The sequence below is a fragment of the Alteromonas sp. IB21 genome, from assembly GCF_016405965.1.
Classification (GTDB): Bacteria; Pseudomonadota; Gammaproteobacteria; order Enterobacterales; family Alteromonadaceae; genus Alteromonas.
Window position 1 is genome coordinate 33421 of sequence record NZ_JAEFCD010000004.1, and the last position, 23790, is coordinate 57210.

Here is a 23790-nt window from a genome sequence, read left to right on the forward strand (position 1 = left end):
ATCAATGCTTTCAAAGACGCTTTTTTTTACCAGCCTAGAAGAGCTGCAGTCTGAGAGTGAGGCGTTGAGAGCGTTTGCACCATCTTTTGTTATCGCCTTCGCATCACCGACATTTTTTCTTGTTCCTTCATTTCATCAAACGCTGACTGAAATCTGCGTCAATTGCGTTGGATGTAGTACTGCTGGTGAGATTTCTGGAAACAGAGTTTTTGAGAATGGGATCTCGCTCGTAGCGATACGTTTCAGTGGCAGCGCCCAGGTTAAAATCCATCATACACATCTACAAGACATGCAGAGTTCGTTCAATACCGGACAGTCGTTAGCAGATGGTATAGACAATGAAGGACTGAGAGGTGTGTACCTTCTAGCGCCCGGTGTTGATGTAAATGGCTCAGCCTTGTTAGCAGGTCTAGCAACCAAGTTACCCGAAAAGGTAGGGATAAGCGGAGGACTCGCGGGAGACTACGGAGCGTTTGAACAAACCTATGTGTTGCACCCTGAAGGCGTCGACAGCAGAAGCGTTAGCGCTATTGCTTTTTATGGTGAGAGTTTGTCCTTTGATTATAGTGCTAACGGCGGTTGGCGTTCGTTTGGCCCGGCGAGAGCAGTAACATCAGCTATTGCGAATCAACTCTTTGAATTAGATGGTAGACCTGCGCTTGATATCTATCGAGACTACCTGGGCGACTACGCTAACGACCTGCCTGCAAGTGGGCTCTTATTTCCCTTCGAAGTTTTGAACGAGGAAGGCCAACCTACACAGGTCATTAGAACGATACTCGGCATAGACGAGTCATCGAAAAGCCTCATTCTGGCGGGTGAAGTTCAGACAAGTCACTACCTACGTTTAATGCATGCGTCGACGGATGATCTTATCGATGGTGCTCATAGGGCAATAAACGGCATTACTCATTCGAACATGAACTATCATACTGATTACTTAGCCCTTGTTACGAGCTGTGTTGGGCGCAAACTCGTTATGGGTGACCGAGTTGAAGAAGAAATTGAGGAGATAGACTGCCAACTTACCGGGCCCGTGTGTATTGCTGGCTTTTATTCCTATGGTGAAATTAGCCCCTTACTGAATAAAGGCCAGTGTGAGTTACACAATCAAACCTTGACTATTATGTTATTAAGGGAAGCATGTTGACTCCATTATTAGAGCGCCAGTTACGCCGAGCATTTAACCTTGACGACACGGTGTCGCTCGAGCGCTGGCTCAATGAGCTCAAATCTAAAAGTGATGACGATAAAACTGAGGGAGCGAGTGATTTTAAACAAGGACTGGCACTGCTCGTTTCGCGGGTCAATGAGTCTTACGCTTTCTTTGAAAGAGATATAACGTTAAGAGATAGAAGTTTACGCATCAGTTCAGAGGAACTGATGACGGTAAATGAGAAAGTTCGCCAAGAGTACGACGAGCAGAAAGCGGTAATTGAAACCCTTAGACGGGCGGTAAACCAATTGCTCGAAGAGCGAAACAAGCCGCTTATAGATGAACATTTCACCAACCTTTCCGATCTCAGTACGCTGACCTATGAACTGATCAACGAACAGAAAAATGCAAATAATGAGCTATTGCTTCAGCGCAAAGCCATGGATAAACACGGTATCGTAGCAACTATAGATCTCAACGGCATTTTGCTGTCGGCGAACGATAAATGCTGTCAGCTTTCCGGATACTCTCGCGACGAATTAATAGGAAAGAGTACCGCCATTTTTCGTATCCAAAACATCCCAATTTCTGAGCAAGAAAGAATATTAGGAACACTAATTAAGGGTGAAATATGGCAAGGGGAACTGCATAGTTTTACTAAGAAAAATGAGCCATGGACTGTGTTTGCGACCGTCGTGCCGATTGTAGAATACAATAAACGGGTCAATCGCCTTGTCGTTATCTGCACAGACATGTCAGAACAAATGCGCCTTGCCCGCAAGCTCAAAGAGGATCGTGCTTTTTACCAAAGTATCACCAATAGCATTGGTGAAGGGGTATATGCGGTAAATGGCGAAGGAAAAGCTCAGTTTCTCAACCCAGCCGCTTCACGACTGTTAGGTTGGACTGTCGAGGATCTTCAAGACCGACGTTTTCACGATACTGTTCATTATCAAAAAGGTGATGGCACGTTTCTACCTAGAGAGGAATGTCCAGTTAATTTGACTATCAGAACGGGCAAATCATACTCCTCTTACGAAGACTTTTTTACGGATAAACGGGGACGCTTATTCCCTATCTCTATTGTTGCCGTTCCACTGCTAGACGATAACGGCAAACCAGATGGGCATGTGGGAGTCTTTAGCGACATAAGTAGTCAAAAAGCTATCGAGCATAAATTACAAAAAGCTTACGACAACGCCCAAAGTGCCAACAAAGCGAAAAGCGATTTTCTCGCTACTATGAGCCATGAAATTAGAACGCCAATGAATGCCATTATTGGTCTTACTCACTTGGCCTTGGAAACGCAGGACAATGACCAACGCCTGCAATACCTTGAAAAAGTTCAGCGAAGCGCTAACGCCTTGCTAGAACTAATGAACAGTATTCTCGATTTTTCTAAAGTAGAAGCTGATAAGGTAGATATCGTAAACGAACCTTTCACGCTAACCAAAACCATTGATAAGCTTGCACAAGTATTTCAAGTCAAAGCGCAACAAAAAGGCCTACAGCTGCTTTTTGATATACGCTACAACACAAACTCGCCATGCCGTGGTGACAGCGAAAAAATCTATCAGGTTCTGCTGAACCTTTTAAGTAATGCAATCAAGTTCACTGACAACGGTTATGTTTTACTTAAAGTAAACAAACGGGAAGATAGGCTCTTTTTCAGCGTAAGCGACACCGGCATGGGTATTACCGACGTTGGTAAGTCCAAGCTTTTCAATGCATTTGTACAGGCAGATGCTTCCATATCTAGGAAGTTTGGTGGTACGGGGCTCGGTTTAGCGATCTGCAAACGTCTTGTGGAATTGATGGGCGGAGAGCTTACTCTTAAAAGCAAAATCAACGAAGGAAGTTGTTTCGCTTTTTCACTCCCAGTTTGCGTCGACGACGCTGCTGTAAAACCATTCATCCCGGAATCATTGCCTTCAAAAGTACTTTGCATACAAACCCACGAAAGCGTAGCGCGAGGATGTCAGATTCTTGCGCAAACACTGAAGAGGCTGAATATAAACTGCGAGATTGTTGATGAGCGCGAAGCGCATCTTACTTCATCCGGACAACAAGCCATTGCATTTTTAAGCGATCGCGACGCCGACTGGAAAACCTTTTCAAACCCGTTGCAGAATAACCACGATGCTCAGCTAAATTGCAATATATTAGTAAGCCCACTCAGCAAGGCCAACGTACAAAAACACTTAGGCAAAAAGCGTTACAATGAGTTCAGAGTGGTGGAATTACCTTTCTCTGATAAAGAGCTTCTTTCAGCGCTATCTCCACTTCAACTGCCGTCGAGAGAGACTGAAAATGACAAACTTGAGAGTAAAAAGTGGCGAATCAAACGTTTGTCTAACAAACGTATCTTGGTGGTAGATGACGACTTAATCAGCGTTGAAATAAGCCAGCAAATCTTAGTGGATTTAGGCATGAAAGTCGTAACGGCAACCACTGGGGAACACGCACTAACCTTGTGCGAATCGAACACCTTTGACGCGATTTTACTGGACTGTCACTTACCTGGAATTTCTGGCTACGATGTTGCAGACGAGCTCGTAAATAAAGACGGCTGGCTGACCCCTATCATAGCGTTGAGTGCAGATGAGACAAATGAAGCTTCAGAAAAAGCATTAACGGCAGGTATGTGCTATCACTTAGTGAAGCCAGCAACGGCTGATGAAATAGTCCACACTATTGACTCTCACATTCACGCTGGTTACATCGACATTGATGTGCCCGAACATGCCGATGACTTTACCTTATCATTATTGGCCTTCTACGACACATATAGCCAACGCAGTGTAATGACAGACTTGCTTAGCATCCTGTACTCGCCATCAAATACGAGCGACCTATTAAACGCGTTACTCGTTGATGCTCATAAAATAGGGGCTTCTACATTAGCGCACTGTCTGGAGGTGTTACTTGAGTCGCTTCAAAGGCCTGACACAGCTATCGCGAAGCGTGTTGCTGACTTGTCTTATGCATTGGATGCCACACTTCGTCTTATTGCTCATACCATTGATAAAAATGAAGAAAGTGGAACTTCTCATGATGATTTCCATGTTGACAATGTAGCTTTACTTGCCACATTAAAGAACGCAAAAAGCGCCCTTGAAACCTATGATGCAAAAGCATTAGAGCACATATCCCTGCTTGCCACTCAATACAGTGAATCAAGCTATTCACACACCATAGCCCACTTAAAGCAACTCACTTCTGTTTATGATTTTGAAGGCGCTTTAACTATTATAGAAACGCTTATTAATGAAATTACCCATGAACGTGCCTAACATAGATGAACATGTATTCAATATACTTGTCGTTGACGACGAGCCAGCGAATATTGATATATTGCTTGGGATACTCAGCCCTTTTTACAATGTTAAAGTCGCCCCCTCAGGGCCTATAGCCCTCAAAATTGCAAAGCAACACACGCCTGATCTCATCTTACTCGATATCATGATGCCGGATATGGATGGGTTTGAGGTATGTGAGCGACTTAAATCAGATGAAGTACTTAGCCAGATTCCCGTTATTTTCGTAACAGCACTTACCCAAGGAGAAAGCGAAGAAAAAGGGTTTAAGCTTGGTGCAGTAGATTACCTTACGAAACCTGTCTCACCTAGCATAGCGCTGATGCGAGTAAAAACTCATCTCAGTCTCGCACATCAAATGCGTACTACCGAAAACTTAGTGGCTGAACGCACTGAGGAACTAAGCAAAAGTCAGCAAAGCGCTATTACCATGCTAGCTGCTGCAGGCCATTACAATGATACTGACACAGGGCATCATATTTGGCGCATGGCTGCTTACAGCAAATGCTTAGCCATGGCCTCGGGCTGGTCTTATGATGATGCATGCTTACTCGCACAAGCCGCCCCCATGCACGATACGGGGAAAATTGGCATCCCTGACTCAATTTTAAAAGCGCCGCGCAGGCTTACAAACAGTGAAATGGAAGTTATGCAATCTCATGCGCAAATAGGACATAAAATTCTCTCCCGTTGTGATACGCCACTGTTTAATCTTGCTGCTGAGATTGCCCTATGTCACCACGAAAAATGGAATGGTGCAGGCTACCCGCAAGGATTGGCAGGAGAGAACATCCCAGAAAGCGCCCGTATTGTAGCCATTGCTGATGTTTTTGATGCACTTACTATGAAGCGCCCTTACAAAAAGGCGTGGGATGACGAGGAAGCATTCGACTATTTACGTCAAGGTGCAGGTGCGCATTTTGACCCTAGATTAGTTGACTGCTTTTTATCAATAAAAGAAGAAATTATCGAAACCAAGCACTATTGGAACAAATTAGAAGCGGAAGGAAAAGTTGTATCAGTGAGTGATTTACTCCCTAAAAAACTGTAGTTAACGGCATACAGGCACAAGAAACTATCCGCACATACACAGGTAAAGTTAGGATATTGGCATAATTAGCGTGGTTATATTGCTCATGAAATTAATAACTAGCGCGCACAAAAAAGGGTCGATTTCTCGACCCTTTAATTTTCAGACTGTCCCAATGCGCTGAGCTTAGCTTGCGCCTAACTCAGAAGCAAGTGCGTCTGCCTGACGTTTCTCGCCTTGAACAAACTGTTTCCACTGCTGCGCCATTGCACGGCTCTTCTGATGCTTTTCTGCTTCAGCTAGCTGATTAAGCGCTAGGGCATATTGCTTTTTATTGTAAAGCGCCATGCCTTTAATCAAGTAAACCAAACCAGGGTTTCTCAAATCACCTTTTTCAACCGCACGGTCTGCCGCGGCGATGGCCTCATCAAAGCGCTCTTCATTCAGAAGAATTTGGGCAATCTGAGCATCTAACTCACCGTCTTCAGACAGTTCAGCCGCTTGCATCATAACCGGGATTGCTTTGTCTTGCTCTTTGGCAAGCGACCAGCTTTGACCTAAGAACTTAAGGTTGCGCAGGTTTTTCTCAAGCACACCATCGTTCATCGCCTGTTCCATCAGTTTTGCACCTTTGTAAGGTACGCGATGATAGTAGTAAAGCTGTGCCATGTTAAACACATCGGCTGACGTATTGACGAACCCGCGCTGATAAGCGGTTTCCATAATAGCCAGTTGCTTGCGCTCTTCACCTAGCTCACCGTACATACCGGCTAGCTGGATCCAATATTTAGGTTCATCAAACAACTTCACCATTTTAACTAAAACATCTTTTACCTTGGCAGGCTGTTTTAGTTCGTAATGGATAGCGCGCTGAAGAATTAACCACCCTTCATCAGGGATCATGCCTTCGGCTTCGTGACCTGCAATAGCTTCTGCAATCCACGTCGCTGCCTCTTCGTACTGCTTGTTCTGATAATACGCTTGCGCTTTTATCACTTTATTCTTTGGTGGGATAGGCCCTTCGTTTAAGACTTCCCAGCGCTCTAAATAAGTAATAGTCTCGTCGTAATTACCCTGCATCAGATTGAGCTGCGCTAAGCTGAAAAGTGTCGTCATTTCAAACTTTTCAGGAATTGGCTGCTGCTCTACCACTTTAGCAAACGACTCCAACGCTTTCGCATAGTCTTCGTTGTTGTAGTAAATGAAGCCGAAAAAGTTATACATCATGGCTTTTTCGTAGGCGTTCATCGAGTCAGACTTATCTTCTACTTCTTTCAAAATAGCGATAGCTTCTTCAATATTGCCTGCTTCATCCGCCGCCGTTTGTGCTCGAGCTAGCTGTTCGTAAACCTTGCCGCGTAATGTAGGTACACGGCGAGTTTTCTTCTCACTGGCCTTTTGCTCTTGTGCAACAGCGTCGTTGGCAACCAACATGCTAGGTACAGATACCGTGGCCGATGCAAATGCAAACGCCAGTGCACTAAGCAATGTATTCGTCTGTTTTTTCATCATGTTCTGTTACCCGTCAATTTGGAACGTAATACGGTTTTGCACACCAGAAACCTCTGTTGCTTCGCCATTTACCACACGAGGTTTATATTTGAACTTCATTGCAGCGTCGATGGCCGCTTGTTCGAATATACCTTCTGGGTTCGCTTCAACAACAATGGGGTCGCGCACCGCGCCCTGCTTAGTTACTGTAAATTCCACAATAACGAAGCCTTCGATACCGCGCTGAAGCGCACGTCGTGGATAAACCGGCGCAACCTTAACAATAGGCAAGTATTCACCGTCACCAGACTCAAGGGCCAACCCGCCTTCCAGTGAGATGTCATCACCCACTTCAGCGCCAAAGTCCATCGACGTGCCTTCTGCATCAGGAGAAGGTGAATCCATTTGAGGCTGCTCCATCTGCGGTGGCGGCTCTTCTGGCTTAGGTGGCTTCTTCGGCTTACGATCTTTTTTCTCAACCTGTTCATCCTGCTTGACCCTTACGAAATCAAGCACGCTTCCCTTAGGCGGCTCAGTTAAAGCGCTGCCACCCATCTTGATAAGCGATTGCATCAAGAAGAACAGGCCTAACGTGATCGCAAGGGATAGTACAAATGCGATTAAATATCGTGGCATGATTTATTGCTCTTGGGCTGCAATCGAAACATCGTAAACGCCAGCGGCTCGCGACGCGTCCATAACCTTAATCAGCGTTTCTGTTGTTGACTTTTTATCAGCCTGTATGACAACAGAACCCTGTGGGTTTTCTGCGCGAAGACGCTCAATGTTCGCCTGAACTGCGCGAACGTCGATGCGGCGTTTGTTAATCCAAATTTCGCCTTTATCTGAAATAGCGATAAGGATGTTAGCGCGGTCCTTTTTCACAGCAGTAGCTGCTTCTGGGCGGTTAACGTCAATGCCTGCTTCTTTCACAAATGACGCAGTCACGATAAAGAAGATCAACATGATAAATACAACGTCCAGCATGGGCGTCATGTCGATGGCTGCTTCTTCCTCATCGACTAGGTTTTGAAAGTGCTGCTTCATAATAAATACCTTACCTTAATGCTTTGCTAGCATTAACGTTGAATAATCAATGCATCCTCAAGATGCGTGCGTTCTGATTTCACCATACGAGTTAACCAGGTAGCGGCGAATACACCTGAAAGTGCGCCAACCATGCCCGCCATTGTGGGGATGGTGGCTTTCGATACACCTGACGCCATTGAACGAGCATTACCTGAGCCCGCAATCGCCATTACATCGAACACTTCAATCATACCGGTAACCGTTCCCATCAAGCCTAGCAGCGGACAAAGCGCAACCAGTGACTGGATAATGGGGATGCTGCCGTTTAGGCGCATGGTTAACTGTGAAATTGTTTTCTGACGAACTTGCTCTGCGAACCAAGAAGAGCGGTCGGCACGTGCTGTCCACATTGCAACCGCTTCTTTCTTAGCTTGCTTATGCCAAACCATCAGATACATCGCACGCTCGAGGATCAAAAGCCACATAACGAATATCAGCAGACCGATAACTAGGAGAACCTGGCCACCTGTTTCTGTGAAATCGCGAATTGCTTCTAGAAACTCGATCATGATTAGCCTCGCTCAGCGCGCTCTGCAATTACGCCAGACGCCTGTTCTTGTAGGATGTACACGATGTTTTTAGAACGTGTGTTAAGCATTGCGTAAAGCAGTGTCATAGGAATCGCTACAACAAGACCTAGTACTGTTGTTACAAGCGCTGTTGAGATACCACCCGCCATCAGTTTCGGGTCACCTGTACCGAACAACGTGATTGCTTGGAAGGTGTTAATCATACCCGTTACTGTACCTAGTAGACCCATAAGCGGCGCTACAACAGAGATAATCTTAATGATAGTTAGGTTACGACCTAGCTTAGGCACTTCGCCCAGAATCGCTTCTGTAAGGTGAAGTTCAAGCGCTTCAACGTCTGCGTTTGGATGCTCGTCACGTACTTTAAGAACACGGCCAAGCGGGTTGTTTGTATTTACTTCTTTGCTCTTGAGCTGTTTATTCACTTTCATGCGAATAAGCGACAGCGTTACAAGACGCTCTAAGGCAAGTAGAAGACCGAACGCACCAACGATAAGAATGATGTAACCTACTACACCGCCCTGCTCTACACGCTCTTGAAGGTTAGGCGCTTGAACAAGAAGACCTAGGATTGAACCACCCGTTGGGTCGATACCGAACTGTACTAATTCACCGCTTGATGCTTGTAGTTCAGCAGCAGAGCTCATGTAACGGTCAGCAGGTTGACGTACTAACTCAGACACTGTACCAGTGACACCGTTGTACTCAAGGTATTTACCGTCAGCAACTAACGCAAAAGGACCTACGCGCACAACAGGCTTGTTCACTTTTTCACCGCCCGCTTCAACAACGTCGGTGGTGAAGGTAGTCACCTTGCCCGATTCTGTCATTTCACGCTGCATTTCAAACCAAACACGCTCAATTTCTTCAATTGATGCTAGTTTTGAGCTTGACCCCATGTCTTGCGCCATCTTATCAAGGAAGTCAGCACGGCCAGGAATTTGTGCAGAAACCACTGAATTATAGAATTTGTTTTTGGTGTCGCCAGCGATTTGCTGCAACACACCGAATAGCTCTTTAAGTGAACCAAGACGTGTGTCTAGTGCACCGTTAAGGTCTGCTAGTTTGAATTCGTTTTCTTCAAACTGAGTTTCGAGCTTTTCAGATTGCGCAAGCATTTGATCGCGCTGCTCGCGCGTTTCACGAAGAATGCGATCTTGCTCTGCACGTTGCGCTTGGAAATCACGCTCGCGCTGTTTGTTTTGTTGAGACTGTGCGAACTGACCTTCTTCTAGTTGCTTAAGAAGTGCGTCCAAGTCCATTGCACGGTCGCTTTGTGCGAAAGCACCAACGCTGATGCTAAGGGCTGCTAGACCAACAGCGATACGTTTTACTGTGTTAAACATTCTCATCAACCTCTTAGTCTGTAATTGCCACTGGCAGCATTAGCAAGTCTGGTGCAAGTTGCTTCTTTGCCATGCGCAGACCTTTTGTGATTTGTGTACGGTAGCTGCTATCAAGCTCTTCCCACTGACGGGTTTGCTTGTTCCAAACACCCTGCATGCTTGCATCACGTGTTTGATAAATTAGCGCTGTACGACCAAGGCGTAGGAATTCAACGTCACGCTCTTGACCGTTAATTGAATGAATACCGCTGTACGCTTCCATAGTGCGGCCGTAGTCCATCTCTACTTGATAAGCTTCCATTACGCGACGGAATTTTTCAGACGCAGCAACGTCGGCACGGTCCATCATGGCGCGAAGGTCGGCAACGCGGTTCGCGCGCTCTTCTGGAAGAAAAGGAACATCTAATTCAACGAACTGCTCTAGGCCGTCAATCATGCGCATCATTAATGGCGTGATTTGACGCTCGACAACAGACACTTCGTCAATAGCCGAGTTTAGGTCTGCCATTTCTTGTTCTTGGTTATTGATTTGCTTACGAAGCTGAGTGTTATAAACCTCAAGGCCTTCGATTTCTTTCATCAATGTTTTGAACTGTTGAAGTTTGCTGTCAATTTGATCGGTAATACCGTTTATTTTTTCTTGCGATTTTGCCGCTGACTCATTGATTTTCGCTGCCTCATCGACAACGGGTTTTAAGACTTCATCGTCTTGTGCCAGTACTGGTGTCGCTGTCAGCGCACCTGCAACTAGCAAAGCATTGATAAGCTTCATACATTCAAACCTTTAAAGTTAAAAGAAATCGGTTGTATCCGACTATAAATTTCTGCGCGTAGGATAGAGTTTTTCTGTGACAGTTTTATTACGAAACTGTCATATTAGAACCGAAAGTGTCATGTTTAACTCATAAAAAAGGCCGCATGTAGCGGCCTTAAGGATAAGTTCGGTAATTAGAAGTCATATTTATATGACAATCTAATTCCAGTACCTCGTGTCTCAGACCTAAGCAGGGTATCGTTAAATTCAATTTCACGATCTTCACCTAAGATATTCTGAACACGTAATGTGACAGTGCTATTAAAATCAGGATAGTACTTGTACACCATATCCAGTGAATGGAATGGCTGTTCAAAGTTATCGTCAAATCCATCGATACCGGCAATCAAGATACGCTCACCGAAAACGTTGTACACTAAAGATGCTGAGTGTTCGCCGTTGTCTGAGTCATAGCCTAGCTGCATGTTCAACACGTACTGAGAGTGTCCCGTCATTCGACGAACTTCATTAGTGATTGCTGCTGATACACCGGTTTGTTCAACGATTTGCTGACGATCTAACACAATCTCAGAGTCACTGACTGTGATGTTACCTGTCATGAACAAGTTGTCCCAGATACCGTCGCCGATAAAAGCTAAGTCTTGCAGGAATTCGACTTCCATACCATATACCTCGCCTGATTCGGCGTTCGCGATACGGATAAGTGGCGGACCATCCTGAGCTGGAGACTGAACGGATTCGATAGGCGCTTCCATGTCTTTATAGAAAAGACCTACCGACACGTTGTTACCCGCTTCGCGATACCATTCCCAACGCACATCATAGTTGATGATATCGGTGGTACTTACACCAGGCGTACCTGCAATTGGGAAGTTCGTCAACGGGTCCAAATAAGTCGCTGAAGAAACTTCACGAAGGTCAGGACGTACAACCGTTTGACCGATACTTGCACGTAGCTGCATATCATCTTGTAAGAAGTACGTGACCGCTAGCGCTGGATAGAAATCATCTTCTTGGAACGCTAACTGTGCACGATCGGCTTCGTCGCTTAAATCGAACTGGTTAGTACGTGGGTCGAGTGGAGCAACAACCTGACGGAAGTCTTCCCATCGCACACCACCAGTGAATCGCCACTTGTTGTCATAGAAAAAGTCAGCTTCAAAATAGTAAGCATCAATTTTCTGCCCTGCAACGTAATCGTCACCAGCAATGGTAGTGTCACGTATAATTGGGCGGCTAGACAATGAAAGCGTATCTAATACATCGTCGCTAAAGATTTGACTAAAGTCGTTTCCGTCTAAAATTGAACGGTCTTCAACACCAAGTGTATTAATGTCAAAACGGCGGTTTTCAGCAGTCCGTGTTTTAGTTACAAAGCTTGTACCCACTTTGTACTCAGTTTCCCACTTACCCAATGTCATTGGATAAGTTACGTTATAGCCAAAGTTCTCCAAACGATCGTGAAGGTCCTGGAAGGTATAACGTGCCGCAGTTTGTGCATCTGCCAAGAAAATTTCGTTTTCATCGTCGAAGATGCCGTCATCATTCACGTCTTCCATAACGAAACGCGCATTGAAGTTACCTGGCGCATGACGAACAGAACGTCCCAGTGAATACGTCCAGTCAACACCCATAAAGTTAAGTTCAGGGAATGTATGCTGGCCCTTCACTTGATTGGTATACAGCGAGCGCTCTTCGTACTGGATGTCGATATCGCGAATACGCAACCCTTCTGCTTGGTTCAAGTTTTCTGTATTACCAAACATTTCGCGAATTTCATCACGGGTATCGTTTAGTACGATAAGACTGTAGTCAATACGGTGCTGACGATTGTAGTCTACACCAAGCGTTAACAGAGAAGACCAAGTAACGGTTTGCTCAGTACCCTGAATATCGTCAAAGAAGCGCACATTGATAATGTCATCGCCCACTAAGTCAGGGTCTTGTAGCTCGTATTCTTCAGAAGAGCGAGTTTGGGCTGAGTAACGAGAAGTTACCAAAAAGCCAAAACGCCAATCGTCGTCATAGTCGTAACTGTCACCGTAGGTAACGTTAAAGCGCATATCTGGATCGGCTGATGTTTTTTCTAAGCCGTATGCTCTGTTCGTACCTTTAAACAACTCTAGTGCTTCTTCCGGCTCTAGGTCGTCTAAGAAGTTCTTAGAATCCCAACGATCCTGGATAGCTTCTGAAGCTGCGCGTGTACCATCATCTTCACCCGTCCAATCTCGACCGCCACCAGCGTAATCTAATACATCACCCGAGTTTTCAGTATCTATGCCAACAGCAGCTGACAGGTTGAAAACGCGCTCCGTTGGGATTGACTTTAAGCGAATATCAACGTTACCACCACCGAATGCAGCAGGCATTGACGGTGAGTATGATTTTTGAACGGCCAAGCTTTCGATAATACTTGCAGGGAATAAATCCAGCGGTATTACGTTACGTGTTGGATCCGGACTAGGTACGATTGCACCGTTTAATTGCGTTGATGAATAACGCTCACCAAGACCGCGAACGTAGATAAAACGACCATCTACAAGGGTCAAACCGGTTACACGTCTAAGTGCGCCAGCAGCATCGCTATCGCCTGTACGTGAAATTTGCTCTGCGCCCATAATATCGGCAACAAAAGCCTGATTCTTACGTTCTTCCATTACTGCCGTTGCGGTGCCTTTTAGGCGCGTACCGGTAGCCACTACCTCTTCAATCACTTCATCTTCATCTGATTGAGCGTAGGCCATAGTCGTTGGAAACAAGATACTTGCTGCAACGGCTAAGCTGATGGGTTTTAGAAGAAACCTGTTAGCAGGTCTGTTCATGATTAACCTCTTTAGAAAGGAATACTTTTACGAATGAAAAATTCGTGTCTTACAAACTTAAAAGCAAGTGCGTCACTATCCGCAACACACTTGCTTGTCTTAGGCTATGCGATGTGGGTCTTATTCAAGACCTACAGTCCAGCCCGCAGTCCAATCGTTGTCAGCGTCTTTAACTGCACCGATAAAGTCTACAGAAGAGAAGAAGCTGTCTAGCGTCGATACGTCAGTCGCAGCAGTTGCGTCTACTGTGTAGATACCGTTAAGTACTGTCGCAGTATTATCAAGTAGGCTGTTACCTGTTTGCGCAGTGAACCACTCTTCTTGGCTAAAGTCGCCAGAGTCTTTGATATTTTCCGCACACGCTAGTACAGATGTTTCAAAAGTAAGCTGAGGCGTGTTAGTGCCGTCCATGTTAGCAAGTAGCGTAGTGTCGCCATCGCTAAGGTCAGCTTCGAAACATTCACCCATACCCGCTGGGCCAGTGACTACGAAGTTGTATAACTGCGCGTTAGTTTGGTCACGAAGTAGAACACCTTCTGAGTCAGCGTCAGCAGTGTCGAACTCGTTACCAATGATAGTCATGTTAGCAATCATTGGGTTAGAGAACGCTAGACCGTCACCGCCGTCACCGTCACCTTCAATTGCGCGGTTAGCATCAGAGTTGTCTTCAGCGTGCTTAACTAGTACGAACTGAAGCTTACCTACGTAGCCGTTATCCCAGTCTACAGAGTCATCTTGAATGCCTGTTAGCGTAAGGTACTTAACGTTTACTGCACCACCAAAGAACTCAACACCATCATCCGCGTTTTTGTGTACTTGTACATACTCAACAGTAGTACCAGAACCTACACCGCCAAACGTGATACCGTTTAGTTCGTTATCTGGGGCGATTTCGAAACCACCGTGCATTACGCGAACGTAGCGAAGCGTACCAGAACTATCAGTGTTATCTGTACCACCGAACACTGCACCTTCTTGTGCACCTTCAACTTGAAGTGAACAATCAGTACCGTCCTGAGGACACTTAGTAGATTCACCGTTACCTAGAACGATCATGCCGCCCCATTGGCCAGCTTCACCCGCTTCAAGACCGCCAACAACGTGGTCACGTGAAGTAAACGTGATTGGGTTTTCAGCAGTACCGTTTGCATTAATCTCTGAGTCACGGCTAATTACTAGGTAGTCGTTACCAGATGCGCCATAAACAGTTACGCCAGGCTCGACAGTAAGGGTTGCGCTGTTTTCTTTGTCGCCACCTACGAATACTGCACCTGAAAGCGCGTAGAAGTTACCTTCTGTAAGTGTTAGGTCAGACGTGATAGTGCCAGACACTTCGCACGTAGTGGTTGAACCGTCTACTGGCGTAATTGACGTTGTACCTGAAGGGCAACCAGAAGCAGATTGTGCTAGTTCGATGTTACCGCCACCGAAACCGAATGCCCAACCTTGACGCCAGTCGTCTTCACCAACAGCACCAACGAATGTGTTTGCTTCAAAGAAAGTATCAAGCAATGTAGATGCGTCGCCACCAGCAGTAAGAAGTGCGCTTTCTGCTGTAAGTGTACCGTCCGGGTTAAGACCAAGATTTGCACGGTCTTCAAACGCGATTAGCTGGTTACCTTCTTGGCCTGTGAACCATGCTTCTAGGTCAACTGCACCCTCTGGCGTATTGAACGGCTCAGAACAAGCAATCGCTGAGTAAGTCATGGTTAGGTCACCGTCAGAAAGGTTAGCTTGAACCGTTTCGTCAGTGTCCATTTCTAAACACTCGCCCATTGCTTCTGGACCAGTGATAAGGAAGTTCATTAGGTTTGCGCCAGTTTGGTCGCGAAGTAGTAGACCTTCAGAGTCAGCGTCAGCTGTATCGAAAGTGTTACCGATCACTGTCATGTTAGCGATCATTGGCTTAGAGAATTCTAGACCGTCACCACCGTCGCCGTCACCTTCAATACCGCGGTTCGCGTCAGAGTTGTCAGCGGCATGCTGAACATAAACGTACTGAAGCTTACCTTTATAACCGTTGTCCCAGTCTACTGAGTCATCTTGGTTAGCCGTTAAAACTAGGTGTTTCGCGTTTACCGCACCGCCGAAGAATTCTACACCGTCATCTGCGTTGCTGTGTACTTGTACATAGTCAACTTCTGTACCTGAACCAACACCACCGAAAGTGATACCGTTAAGTTCGTTGTCTGGCGCAATTTCAAAACCAGCGTACTTAACTACTACGTATTTAAGGATACCAGAGCTGTCTGTATCGTCTGTACCACCAAATACTGCACCTTCTTCTGCACCTTCAACCTGAAGCGCGCAGTCAGAACCATCTTGTGGGCACTTAGTTGATGTACCGTTACCAAGGATAACAACACCACCCCATTGACCAGCACCAACTTCGTCGCCAACAACATCGTTGAATGAAGTCATGATGATTGGAGAAGATGCTGTACCTTCTGCTTCAATTTTTGAGTCACGGCTAACTACAAGGTAATCAGCACCAGTACGACCAAAGATTACAGTGCCTTCTTCAATAGCAAGCGTTACGCTGTCGGCTTTGTCGTTACCAATAAATACAGGACCTTCAAGCGCCCATACTTTGTCGTTTGTTAGTGTGATAACACCTTGGTCGTCTGCATCTTCAGCAGTCAAACGACCAGAAAGAACGCGTACTTCTACCGTTTGGCCGAACGCTTCAGAAACTTCGCCACTTAGAAAAGAGCTTACTTCACCTGGAGCCGTGTCAGTTGAGCCTGTATCACCGCCTGTATTGCCGCCGTCAGTGTCACTACCATTGTTATTAGTTGTATTAGTAACGCTGTTATCAATATCGCCTTCGCTAATATTGATGTCGCCGCCACAGCCAGCTAGCACAAGCGCAGTAGCAATAGCTGAAGCTTTGAAAAGTTGCTTAAGTTCCATGTGTTTCTCCAAGTACGGTATAATTATGGATTTAGAAAACGCGGAAACTTTAACTGAGGTAAATGACACATTTGTTACATTAAGGCGCTGTAACAAAAGTTTCATATAAAAAGTTCAATTTTTGGCTTTCGAGGATAAGTAAATTGGAAAAATAACCAAATCGGAGCAATTATTTTTACTTTTCTTATACTTATGGCTAGCTTTGCTGATTCGATAAAATTGGCCACCAGATATGCCGAGAGATGACAACTTCTAGATTCAACCACCAAGACCTAAATACCAAGAGCGTTGAAACTCCATTTGTGACGCAATTATGACAAATTTTATGCGCCGCGTATGTGAACTCACATAGGAAGAATTGTTTATTCGGCTAATAACCGTCGTTGACGCACAAGAACATCTTCCCTTATTGGAAAGTACCCGTCTCTTGATACCTGCTGCTGCCCTTCCTTTGACAAAATATAGCGAAGAAATTCTCTTTCTAATGTGGGTAGCGGTTCATTTGGCTTCTTATTAATCACTAAATAGAGAAAGCGAGCAAATGGATAGGTCTCGTTACGCACGGTGTCGATAGATAACGGTATTAAATTATCTAGCGAATTCCCCAGCGGCAACGCACGAACGCCTGCTGTTTTGTAGCCGTACGCGGCATAGCCAATAGCACCTGTACCACTGGCCACAGATAGCACTACAGATGCAGAGCCTGGCTGTTCATTCACCGTGTTTTTGAAGTCACCATCGCACAATGCCATCACTTTGAATAAACCATAGGTTCCTGAAACAGAATTTCTTCCATAAAGTCGGATAGGAGAACGGTAAGCGATATCATCAACACCAAGCTGCGACCAATTTGCTATTTCCTTTTCACTTCCGCAAAAATGTGTTTCCGAAAACACAGCGTCGACTTGCTCTAACGTCATACCTGGAAGTGGGTTACGTCTATCTACAAAGATAGCAATCGCATCCATTGCGACTTTTAAAACCGTTGGGGGATAGCCGTGTATACGCGTGAAATCTCGAATTTCACTGGGTTTTAATTCTCGGCTCATAGGGCCAATAGTTGCCGTGCCTTCAATCAGCGCAGGTGGTGCTGTCGATGAACCTGACGCCTGGATTTGAAAGCCGACTTGGGGATAGAGCGTTTTGAATTCCTGTGACCAAAAGGTCATTAAATTAGCTAGCGTATCTGAGCCCACAGACGATATTTTTCCCGCTACGCCAGGAACTCGCTCGTAAGCTGGAACGTCGTAAACCTGAGAAATTATTTGAGTGGGCATTTTGTTCGAGGTAGTAGCGAACGCTTTGGTAAACAATAATACCACTGCTAGTAAAAGTACGTTTGAAAGAAAACACCACAGACTTTTCATCTTTCCTCGGCCTTTAACCACGTAACATCCCCAATCTAAAGTGTTTCTGTAATGAGTTCGTTGTCCAGAACAAATGAGAAGTTGCTTCCCTCTCCCAACGTACTTGAAATTTCTAAGCGCGAATTATGATGGCTGAGCACGTGTTTTACAATGGACAAGCCTAAACCTGACCCGCCGGTTTTTCTTGAACGCGCTTTATCAACCCGATAGAAACGTTCGGTTAGGCGATTGAGATGGTTTTGCTCAATACCATCTCCATTATCAACAACAGAAAATTCTGCACCATTAGTCTTACGCTGCCAATACACGTTAATTTCACCACCAGCGGGGGTATAATGTACTGCGTTGAAAACAAGGTTCGAACACGCACTTCTAAGCTCAGTTTCTACACCGAATACGTAAAGGTCTTCATCCACATGGAATGTAATCGTATGATTTTTATCTTTGTTAAGTGACTGCGCTTCTCTTTCAACTTGCGCGAGCATCACAGGAACATTAACGACGTTTTCGTAAATTCGCTCTGAGCTTGCTTCAATGCGAGACAACACCAACAAGTCCTCTATCAAACTTTGCATCCGTTGGGTTTGTGATGTCATTTCTTTCATCGCTTTTTGCATAAATGGATCAGCGTCTTCATCTATGGGTAGAATTTCTAAATAACCATTTATTACCGTTAGCGGCGTGCGGAGCTCATGAGACACATTCGCTACAAAGTCTTTTCGCATTTCCTCGAGCTGTGAAACACGGGTGATATCACGGGCAATAAGTAAAAGGTGCTCGTCACCATAGGGCATGATGCGATATTCAAAGGTTTTGTTTGGATTGGTGGGCGATGGAACTTCAATGGGATACTTGTAGTTGCCCGCATGAAAATACTGAATAAACTCAGGGTGGCGAATCAAGTTATCGATGCGGCGGCCTGAGTCTTGAGGCCATTTTAATCCCAAATCTAAGCGGGCCAGGCGGTTACACCACATAATGCACGCCTTTGCGTCTACAACAACAGCCGCATCAGGCAAGGCTTCAGAACCTTCCCGAAAACGCTTAACGAGTTCGCCTAGTTCTTTGCGTTTATTCCTATTGCGACGCTGAAGGTAGTAAATACCTTCATAAATATGTTCCCACACGCCGCGCACCGTGGGAGGAGACATCTTACGGCTGTGCCACAGCCAGCGGTTTAGCTTATAAAGATGCCAATAATTAAACAGTAGGAGAAGCGTTGCGCCAATGGCAACCGCAAATAGCATGTCATCTAAATACCACCCGACCAGCGCAAATATCACAAGGAATAAGACTAAGCGCAGTGTACTTCTCAGCCAAGAGAAAGGGTAATACATGAGATAGCTCGCGTTGTTAAGAGTAAAAAGAAGCGCACATCAATAAGGGCGAAAAAACTAAGGGGAGCAACGACGTGTTTCTCCCCTCATTGTGTTCACTTTATAGCTTAGTAGAAAAACGATAACCTGCGCCGCGTACTGTTTGAATCATTGCATCGTGACCGTGACGAGAGATAGCCTTACGCAAACGTCGAATATGCACATCGACTGTTCTATCTTCAACATATACGTTGGTTCCCCACACATTATCAAGCAATAGCTCTCGGCTGTATACGCGTTCTGGGTGCGTCATGAAAAAGTGAAGGAGTTTGAATTCCGTTGGGCCCATGTCTAGCGGGTCGTCATTTGCCATAACGCGATGAGATACCGGCTCTAATTTAAGGCCATTAAATTCGATTGGCTCTTCACTAGAGGTGGGTGTAACCCTGCGCATTACCGCTTTTATTCGCGCGACCAGTTCTTTGGGTGAGAAGGGCTTGGTCACATAGTCATCCGCGCCCGCATCAAGACCACGGATTTTATCTTCCTCTTCTCCGCGAGCTGTAAGCATAATGACGGGAATATCACGGGTGAACTCGTGCTGTTTCAAGCTTTTCGCTAATTGAACACCACTACCACCGGGCAACATCCAATCTAGCAATATTAAATCGGGATACGGCTCACAAATCTTTTCCTGCGCGACATCGAAGTCTTCCGCTTCAATAATGTTAAATCCTGATTGTTCCAACACAAACTTTAACATTTCACGGATAGGCGCTTCGTCCTCAACCACCAACACTGTACGAGACATCGTTATATTCCTGCTCATTTTTAATCGTCGCTATTATTAATGTGGTCTGTGACAGTTTTATTAAAACGATTACATTAATGTGTCAAGCTTAAGACAGTTATAAACATGTTCCGTCCAAAGTTTAACCGCTCAATCTTGTTTATTCATTCGTTTACGCATATTCTTGAATTGTCAAAATTACCAACACCTTATCAGCATTCAAGTTGCAAAGGTGTCGTAAATCAAAGATCTGATGTAACAGGGGTATGTTTATAAATGGCCGCGGTCAAGACAGGGTTATCAAGGAAGCTCTTAACCAGAGTATTGTCAGTTTACTTCTCTCTGACACTACTTGTTACGGTAGGTCAGATCTTTACAGAGTACCTCAGCACGAAGAATCACGTGGAAAGCGAACTACAGACATTGAAAAATACGTTTTCTTCTAGCCTTACTCGGGCGTTGTGGGAACTCAATCATGATCAAGTCCGCGCTATTTCCGAAGGCTTGATGTCCCTGCCTATTGTTGAAGGCCTACAAGTCCGCGGCGAAAATGGCAATTATATTGCCGAGTACGGGCTCCGTGCTAGACGTTCCCCCGCTCCCGTGGATCGCGAAATTATTGAGGATCACTCTGGCGGTGTATTTAGCTTTAGTTTTCCTTTAGTTTTTAAATTTTCTGGGCGAGAGTCTACTGTTGGCGACGTAACCCTATATTCAAGCTTCGACACGATTTTTAGTCGTATTGAAGTTGGGGTATTTTTTCTAATCGGCAACGCTATTGTGAAAACCACGTTTTTGGTTTTTCTATTCATGACGGCGTTTCGCACCATGCTTTCAGAGCCCCTGCAAAACATTACCGAGCAGATGGGGAACTTTGATCCTCAGCATCCCGAAGAAAGCAAACTCAGCATTAAGTTAGATGATGACAATGAGTTACTTCAGCTTAAAAGGTCTTACAATGGTGTCATTGACGACCTTATTGCATCGAATAATAAGTTAAACGAAGCGCAAAATGAGTTAACCCTCGCGAACAAAAAACTTGATGACCAAAACCTCATTTTGGAACAAGAGGTCGCGAAAAAAACCGCCTCTTTATCGCAAATCATGCTCGACCTCGAACAACAAAAAGACGAACTGATAGCCCATCAGCGAGAGCTTCGGCAAGAAAACGAAAACCGCCAATACATCGAAGCGGAGCTTAGGCAGCGCAATAAGGAGTTGGCAGGCTCAATGGATACGCTAAAGCAAGCACAAGAGCAGTTGCTAGAATCTGAACGTATGGCATCACTCGGTGGTCTGGTTGCCGGTATTGCACATGATGTAAATACGCCTCTGGGCGTTAGCGTCACAGCCGCTAGTTTTCTCCAGGAAAGACTTAATAATTTAAAAACTGACTTTGAAGACAAAAGCCTCACCAGTAAAAATATGGCGAGCTTTATCGATGAAGCGGAGCAAACTGCGCTGTTATTACTAAATAATTTGGAGCGTGCCTCTGACCTCATTGCTAGCTTTAAGCAGGTTGCGGTAGACCAAACAAGCGAGACTGAACGTGAAATTGTTTTGAATGACTATATCAATGAGGTCATTCAATCGTTGAAGCCAAGCTTTAAACATACCGAATACCAAATTAATGTCTCTTGTCCAGATAACCTCGTGGTTACATGCGCGCCAGGTGCTATTGCTCAAATCGTAACAAATATGGTTATAAACTCGATCACTCATGGTTTTGAAGGGCGTGCTACGGGCACTATTACCTTAGAGGTAAAAGAAAAAGACAACATCGTAAGTCTTTATTACAGCGACAATGGCAAGGGACTCAGTGAAGAAGAGTTAAGTAAACTCTTTGATGCGTTTTATACCACCAAACGGGGCAAAGGCGGCAGTGGTTTGGGAACCCACATTATGTATAACCTAGTAACACAGTCTCTACATGGACAGATAGATGCGCAAAGCGCCATAGACAAGGGCTTAGAATACTTCATTCGCTTTCCTAAAAACTAATATCCAGCCCTGTAATGTTTTCCTTTTCAATAAGCGCGTAGCGTACGCGCTTTTATTCTTATAAGCGTCTTTTAATCAATTGCACAGCTCGTCCTACATTGGTACGCTTGCGCCCTATTTCTATCAAGAGAATGCTTACACTATGTGGTTTAAAAATGTAAAAGCCTATCAAATTACTCAGCCGTTATCGCTAGACGAGGGCGATCTAGAGCGCGCCCTTAACGAGCATGCTTTCCGACCGTGCGGCAGTCAAGATTTGGCAACCATGGGGTTTGCTTCCCCGTTTTCTCAAGCTGGAAAGCAAGGCACCATGTGTCATGTTGTTCAGCAGCGTTTTTGGATAACGCTTAAGAAACAAGAAAAGATCCTTCCTTCGGCTGTGGTAAATGCCGAGCTTGATGAAATGACAGCTAAGATTGAAATGGAAACCGGCTCGCCGGTTGGCAAAAAAGCCAAAGCCGACCTTAAGCAAGAAATTCAGACCCGCTTGCTGCCCCAGGCCTTTACAAAAAATACCTACACTCACGGCTTTATATCGCTTGCCGACAATTTGGTAGTGGTTGACGCGTCATCTGATGGAAAAGCCGAGGCCTTTTTGGCTATGGTAAGAAAGGCCATCGGCTCGCTGCCCGTTGTGCCGTTTACACGCAGAAGCCTTCAAAGCGAACTTACGCATTGGGTTACTGAGTCAACGCCAGAGGGCGTAGGGTTACTTGAAGAAGCTGAACTTAAATCAACCGATGACACAGGCAGCGTTATTCGCTGTAAAAATCAGCCGCTAGACAGCGAAGAAATCAGTATTCACCTAGATGCAGGTAAGCTGGTTCAAAAAGTCGCATTCGAATATGCAGAAACACTAACGGCTATCATGTGTGAAGACGGTGCCATTAAGCGCATTAAGTTCACCGACCGCATTAAAGAAGAAACTGACGACGTACCGAAAGATCAGGTAGAGGCCCGTCTTGACGCAGAATTTGCGCTAATGTCAGCGGAAATTTGTACGCTGCTTAACTTTCTTCGTGGCGCACTCAATCTCAACGACGAGAGTTTGTAAGTACGAAGATTGTTTGTAAACGAATAAAAAGTACATAAAATTGATAGGGAAAAGAGTAAGATAACTTACCACTATTCCAATGCCTAATTGCTTCAGCGGTGATTAGGCTTTTCAGCGCTCTCATTCAATTACGCTTTCTTTTCAGTTACCTACTTTCGCTGCGGTAAATGCCTTACTGCCGTTTCAAGTAGGATAGTGAATTACCACAATAAAACGGGTTTCCCCTACCTCGTCTCTATAACCGTGGGGCTGGTCTGCGCGCAATACACATTGCTCTTGCGTCTGATAGGTTTGCCACTGGCCGTCTTGCAACACACCTAACTTTCCTTGTAATACGTGAATATGTTCGGTGACGCCTATTTGATGCGCAGATGAGTGCTGTTCGTGACAGTCTTTTAAGCAAAGCTCGAACATTTCAAACTGCGTCGCGGCATTAAATGAAAACAAGGTTTTTATGGTTACGTTTGTGTCGTTAGCGAACTTGGTGTCGGCGTGTTCAGACGAAGGTTCCAAGTCGTCATCGGATAAAAATGAAGAAAACGAGCATTCAAGGCCTGTGGCTATCTTCCATAGTGTCGCGATGGTAGGGCTCGACTCCCCCCGCTCTATTTGCCCGAGCATAGCTTTAGATACCCCCGTCAGCTGCGCTGTTTTATCAAGGGAAAGCCCCCGTGTTTTGCGAACCGACTGCAGGTGATGTGAAATACTTTTTGACATTGCAGAAGGCTGCATATTCGCTTTTGTCATCTAATCAAAGCCCTTTATTTAGTCGCCGATGCTATCAAACCACTTG

At 45.3% G+C, this 23790-nt stretch carries 17 protein-coding genes; 5 read left to right on the forward strand and 12 right to left on the reverse strand.

Annotated elements, in window-relative coordinates:
- Window positions 1–64: 64 nt before the first annotated feature.
- The 3 genes from JC525_RS04245 to JC525_RS04255 are packed head-to-tail and all read left to right on the forward strand — an operon-like array spanning window position 65 to window position 5524.
- Entirely contained in the window at window positions 65–1150 is a 1086-nt protein-coding gene (locus JC525_RS04245; RefSeq protein ID WP_233094973.1) for an FIST signal transduction protein, read from the forward strand.
- Window positions 1144–4449, forward strand: coding sequence for an ATP-binding protein (locus JC525_RS04250; RefSeq protein WP_198814683.1), 3306 nt, complete (start codon window positions 1144–1146; stop codon window positions 4447–4449). Before JC525_RS04245 ends, JC525_RS04250 begins: the two co-directional genes overlap by 7 nt.
- Entirely contained in the window at window positions 4436–5524 is a 1089-nt protein-coding gene (locus tag JC525_RS04255; RefSeq protein ID WP_198814684.1) for a response regulator, read from the forward strand. Before JC525_RS04250 ends, JC525_RS04255 begins: the two co-directional genes overlap by 14 nt.
- A 165-nt stretch (window positions 5525–5689) precedes the next feature.
- On the opposite strand, the gene JC525_RS04260 is transcribed toward JC525_RS04255, so the two are convergent.
- The 11 genes from JC525_RS04260 to phoB all read right to left on the reverse strand — a co-directional run bounded on the left by JC525_RS04260 (window position 5690) and on the right by phoB (window position 19963).
- Window positions 5690–7015, reverse strand: a complete 1326-nt coding sequence (locus JC525_RS04260) for a tetratricopeptide repeat protein (RefSeq protein WP_198814685.1) — start codon at window positions 7013–7015, stop codon at window positions 5690–5692.
- 6 nt (window positions 7016–7021) lie between these two features.
- Window positions 7022–7630: an energy transducer TonB gene (locus tag JC525_RS04265; RefSeq protein ID WP_198814686.1), complete on the reverse strand. Its 609-nt coding sequence runs from the start codon at window positions 7628–7630 to the stop codon at window positions 7022–7024.
- A 3-nt stretch (window positions 7631–7633) separates the two neighbouring features.
- Complete coding sequence (locus JC525_RS04270) at window positions 7634–8041, reverse strand: ExbD/TolR family protein (RefSeq protein WP_198814687.1); 408 nt, start codon at window positions 8039–8041, stop codon at window positions 7634–7636.
- 32 nt (window positions 8042–8073) lie between these two features.
- On the reverse strand, window positions 8074–8592 hold the full coding sequence (locus tag JC525_RS04275) for a MotA/TolQ/ExbB proton channel family protein (RefSeq protein ID WP_025256525.1): 519 nt from the start codon (window positions 8590–8592) through the stop codon (window positions 8074–8076).
- A 2-nt stretch (window positions 8593–8594) separates the two neighbouring features.
- Entirely contained in the window at window positions 8595–9959 is a 1365-nt protein-coding gene (locus JC525_RS04280; RefSeq protein ID WP_198814688.1) for a MotA/TolQ/ExbB proton channel family protein, read from the reverse strand.
- 13 nt (window positions 9960–9972) lie between these two features.
- Window positions 9973–10731: a DUF3450 domain-containing protein gene (locus JC525_RS04285; RefSeq protein WP_198814689.1), complete on the reverse strand. Its 759-nt coding sequence runs from the start codon at window positions 10729–10731 to the stop codon at window positions 9973–9975.
- A gap of 176 nt (window positions 10732–10907) precedes the next feature.
- Window positions 10908–13556: a TonB-dependent receptor domain-containing protein gene (locus JC525_RS04290; protein ID WP_198814690.1), complete on the reverse strand. Its 2649-nt coding sequence runs from the start codon at window positions 13554–13556 to the stop codon at window positions 10908–10910.
- Between the two features lie 120 nt (window positions 13557–13676).
- Entirely contained in the window at window positions 13677–16469 is a 2793-nt protein-coding gene (locus JC525_RS04295; protein ID WP_198814691.1) for a hypothetical protein, read from the reverse strand.
- A gap of 362 nt (window positions 16470–16831) precedes the next feature.
- Window positions 16832–17746 carry a PstS family phosphate ABC transporter substrate-binding protein gene (locus JC525_RS04300; RefSeq protein ID WP_233094985.1) on the reverse strand — a complete coding sequence of 305 codons (915 nt, stop codon included), beginning with the start codon at window positions 17744–17746 and terminating at the stop codon, window positions 16832–16834.
- Between the two features lie 125 nt (window positions 17747–17871).
- Complete coding sequence (gene phoR / locus JC525_RS04305) at window positions 17872–19173, reverse strand: phosphate regulon sensor histidine kinase PhoR (RefSeq protein WP_198814693.1); 1302 nt, start codon at window positions 19171–19173, stop codon at window positions 17872–17874.
- 100 nt (window positions 19174–19273) lie between these two features.
- Window positions 19274–19963, reverse strand: coding sequence for a phosphate regulon transcriptional regulator PhoB (phoB, locus tag JC525_RS04310; protein ID WP_120960870.1), 690 nt, complete (start codon window positions 19961–19963; stop codon window positions 19274–19276).
- Between the two features lie 255 nt (window positions 19964–20218).
- Here phoB and JC525_RS04315 point away from each other — a divergent pair, with 255 nt between their 5' ends.
- Both JC525_RS04315 and rdgC read left to right on the forward strand, forming a co-directional pair.
- Window positions 20219–21943, forward strand: coding sequence for a sensor histidine kinase (locus tag JC525_RS04315; protein WP_198814694.1), 1725 nt, complete (start codon window positions 20219–20221; stop codon window positions 21941–21943).
- Between the two features lie 142 nt (window positions 21944–22085).
- On the forward strand, window positions 22086–22997 hold the full coding sequence (rdgC, locus tag JC525_RS04320) for a recombination-associated protein RdgC (RefSeq protein ID WP_198814695.1): 912 nt from the start codon (window positions 22086–22088) through the stop codon (window positions 22995–22997).
- A 183-nt stretch (window positions 22998–23180) separates the two neighbouring features.
- Here rdgC and JC525_RS04325 read toward each other — a convergent pair whose 3' ends face one another.
- Entirely contained in the window at window positions 23181–23744 is a 564-nt protein-coding gene (locus JC525_RS04325) for a helix-turn-helix domain-containing protein (RefSeq protein WP_198814696.1), read from the reverse strand.
- Window positions 23745–23790: the final 46 nt, after the last annotated feature.

Coding starts and splice junctions, on each gene's coding strand:
- JC525_RS04250 (WP_198814683.1), top strand. CDS start 1,144: ATGTTGACTCCATTATTAGAGCGCCAGTTACGCCGAGCATTTAACCTT.
- JC525_RS04255 (WP_198814684.1), top strand. CDS start 4,436: ATGAACGTGCCTAACATAGATGAACATGTATTCAATATACTTGTCGTT.
- JC525_RS04260 (WP_198814685.1), bottom strand. CDS start 7,015: ATGATGAAAAAACAGACGAATACATTGCTTAGTGCACTGGCGTTTGCA.
- JC525_RS04265 (WP_198814686.1), bottom strand. CDS start 7,630: ATGCCACGATATTTAATCGCATTTGTACTATCCCTTGCGATCACGTTA.
- JC525_RS04270 (WP_198814687.1), bottom strand. CDS start 8,041: ATGAAGCAGCACTTTCAAAACCTAGTCGATGAGGAAGAAGCAGCCATC.
- JC525_RS04275 (WP_025256525.1), bottom strand. CDS start 8,592: ATGATCGAGTTTCTAGAAGCAATTCGCGATTTCACAGAAACAGGTGGC.
- JC525_RS04280 (WP_198814688.1), bottom strand. CDS start 9,959: ATGTTTAACACAGTAAAACGTATCGCTGTTGGTCTAGCAGCCCTTAGC.
- JC525_RS04285 (WP_198814689.1), bottom strand. CDS start 10,731: ATGAAGCTTATCAATGCTTTGCTAGTTGCAGGTGCGCTGACAGCGACA.
- JC525_RS04290 (WP_198814690.1), bottom strand. CDS start 13,556: ATGAACAGACCTGCTAACAGGTTTCTTCTAAAACCCATCAGCTTAGCC.
- JC525_RS04295 (WP_198814691.1), bottom strand. CDS start 16,469: ATGGAACTTAAGCAACTTTTCAAAGCTTCAGCTATTGCTACTGCGCTT.
- JC525_RS04300 (WP_233094985.1), bottom strand. CDS start 17,746: ATGCCCACTCAAATAATTTCTCAGGTTTACGACGTTCCAGCTTACGAG.
- phoR (WP_198814693.1), bottom strand. CDS start 19,173: ATGTATTACCCTTTCTCTTGGCTGAGAAGTACACTGCGCTTAGTCTTA.
- phoB (WP_120960870.1), bottom strand. CDS start 19,963: ATGTCTCGTACAGTGTTGGTGGTTGAGGACGAAGCGCCTATCCGTGAA.
- JC525_RS04315 (WP_198814694.1), top strand. CDS start 20,219: ATGGCCGCGGTCAAGACAGGGTTATCAAGGAAGCTCTTAACCAGAGTA.
- rdgC (WP_198814695.1), top strand. CDS start 22,086: ATGTGGTTTAAAAATGTAAAAGCCTATCAAATTACTCAGCCGTTATCG.
- JC525_RS04325 (WP_198814696.1), bottom strand. CDS start 23,744: ATGACAAAAGCGAATATGCAGCCTTCTGCAATGTCAAAAAGTATTTCA.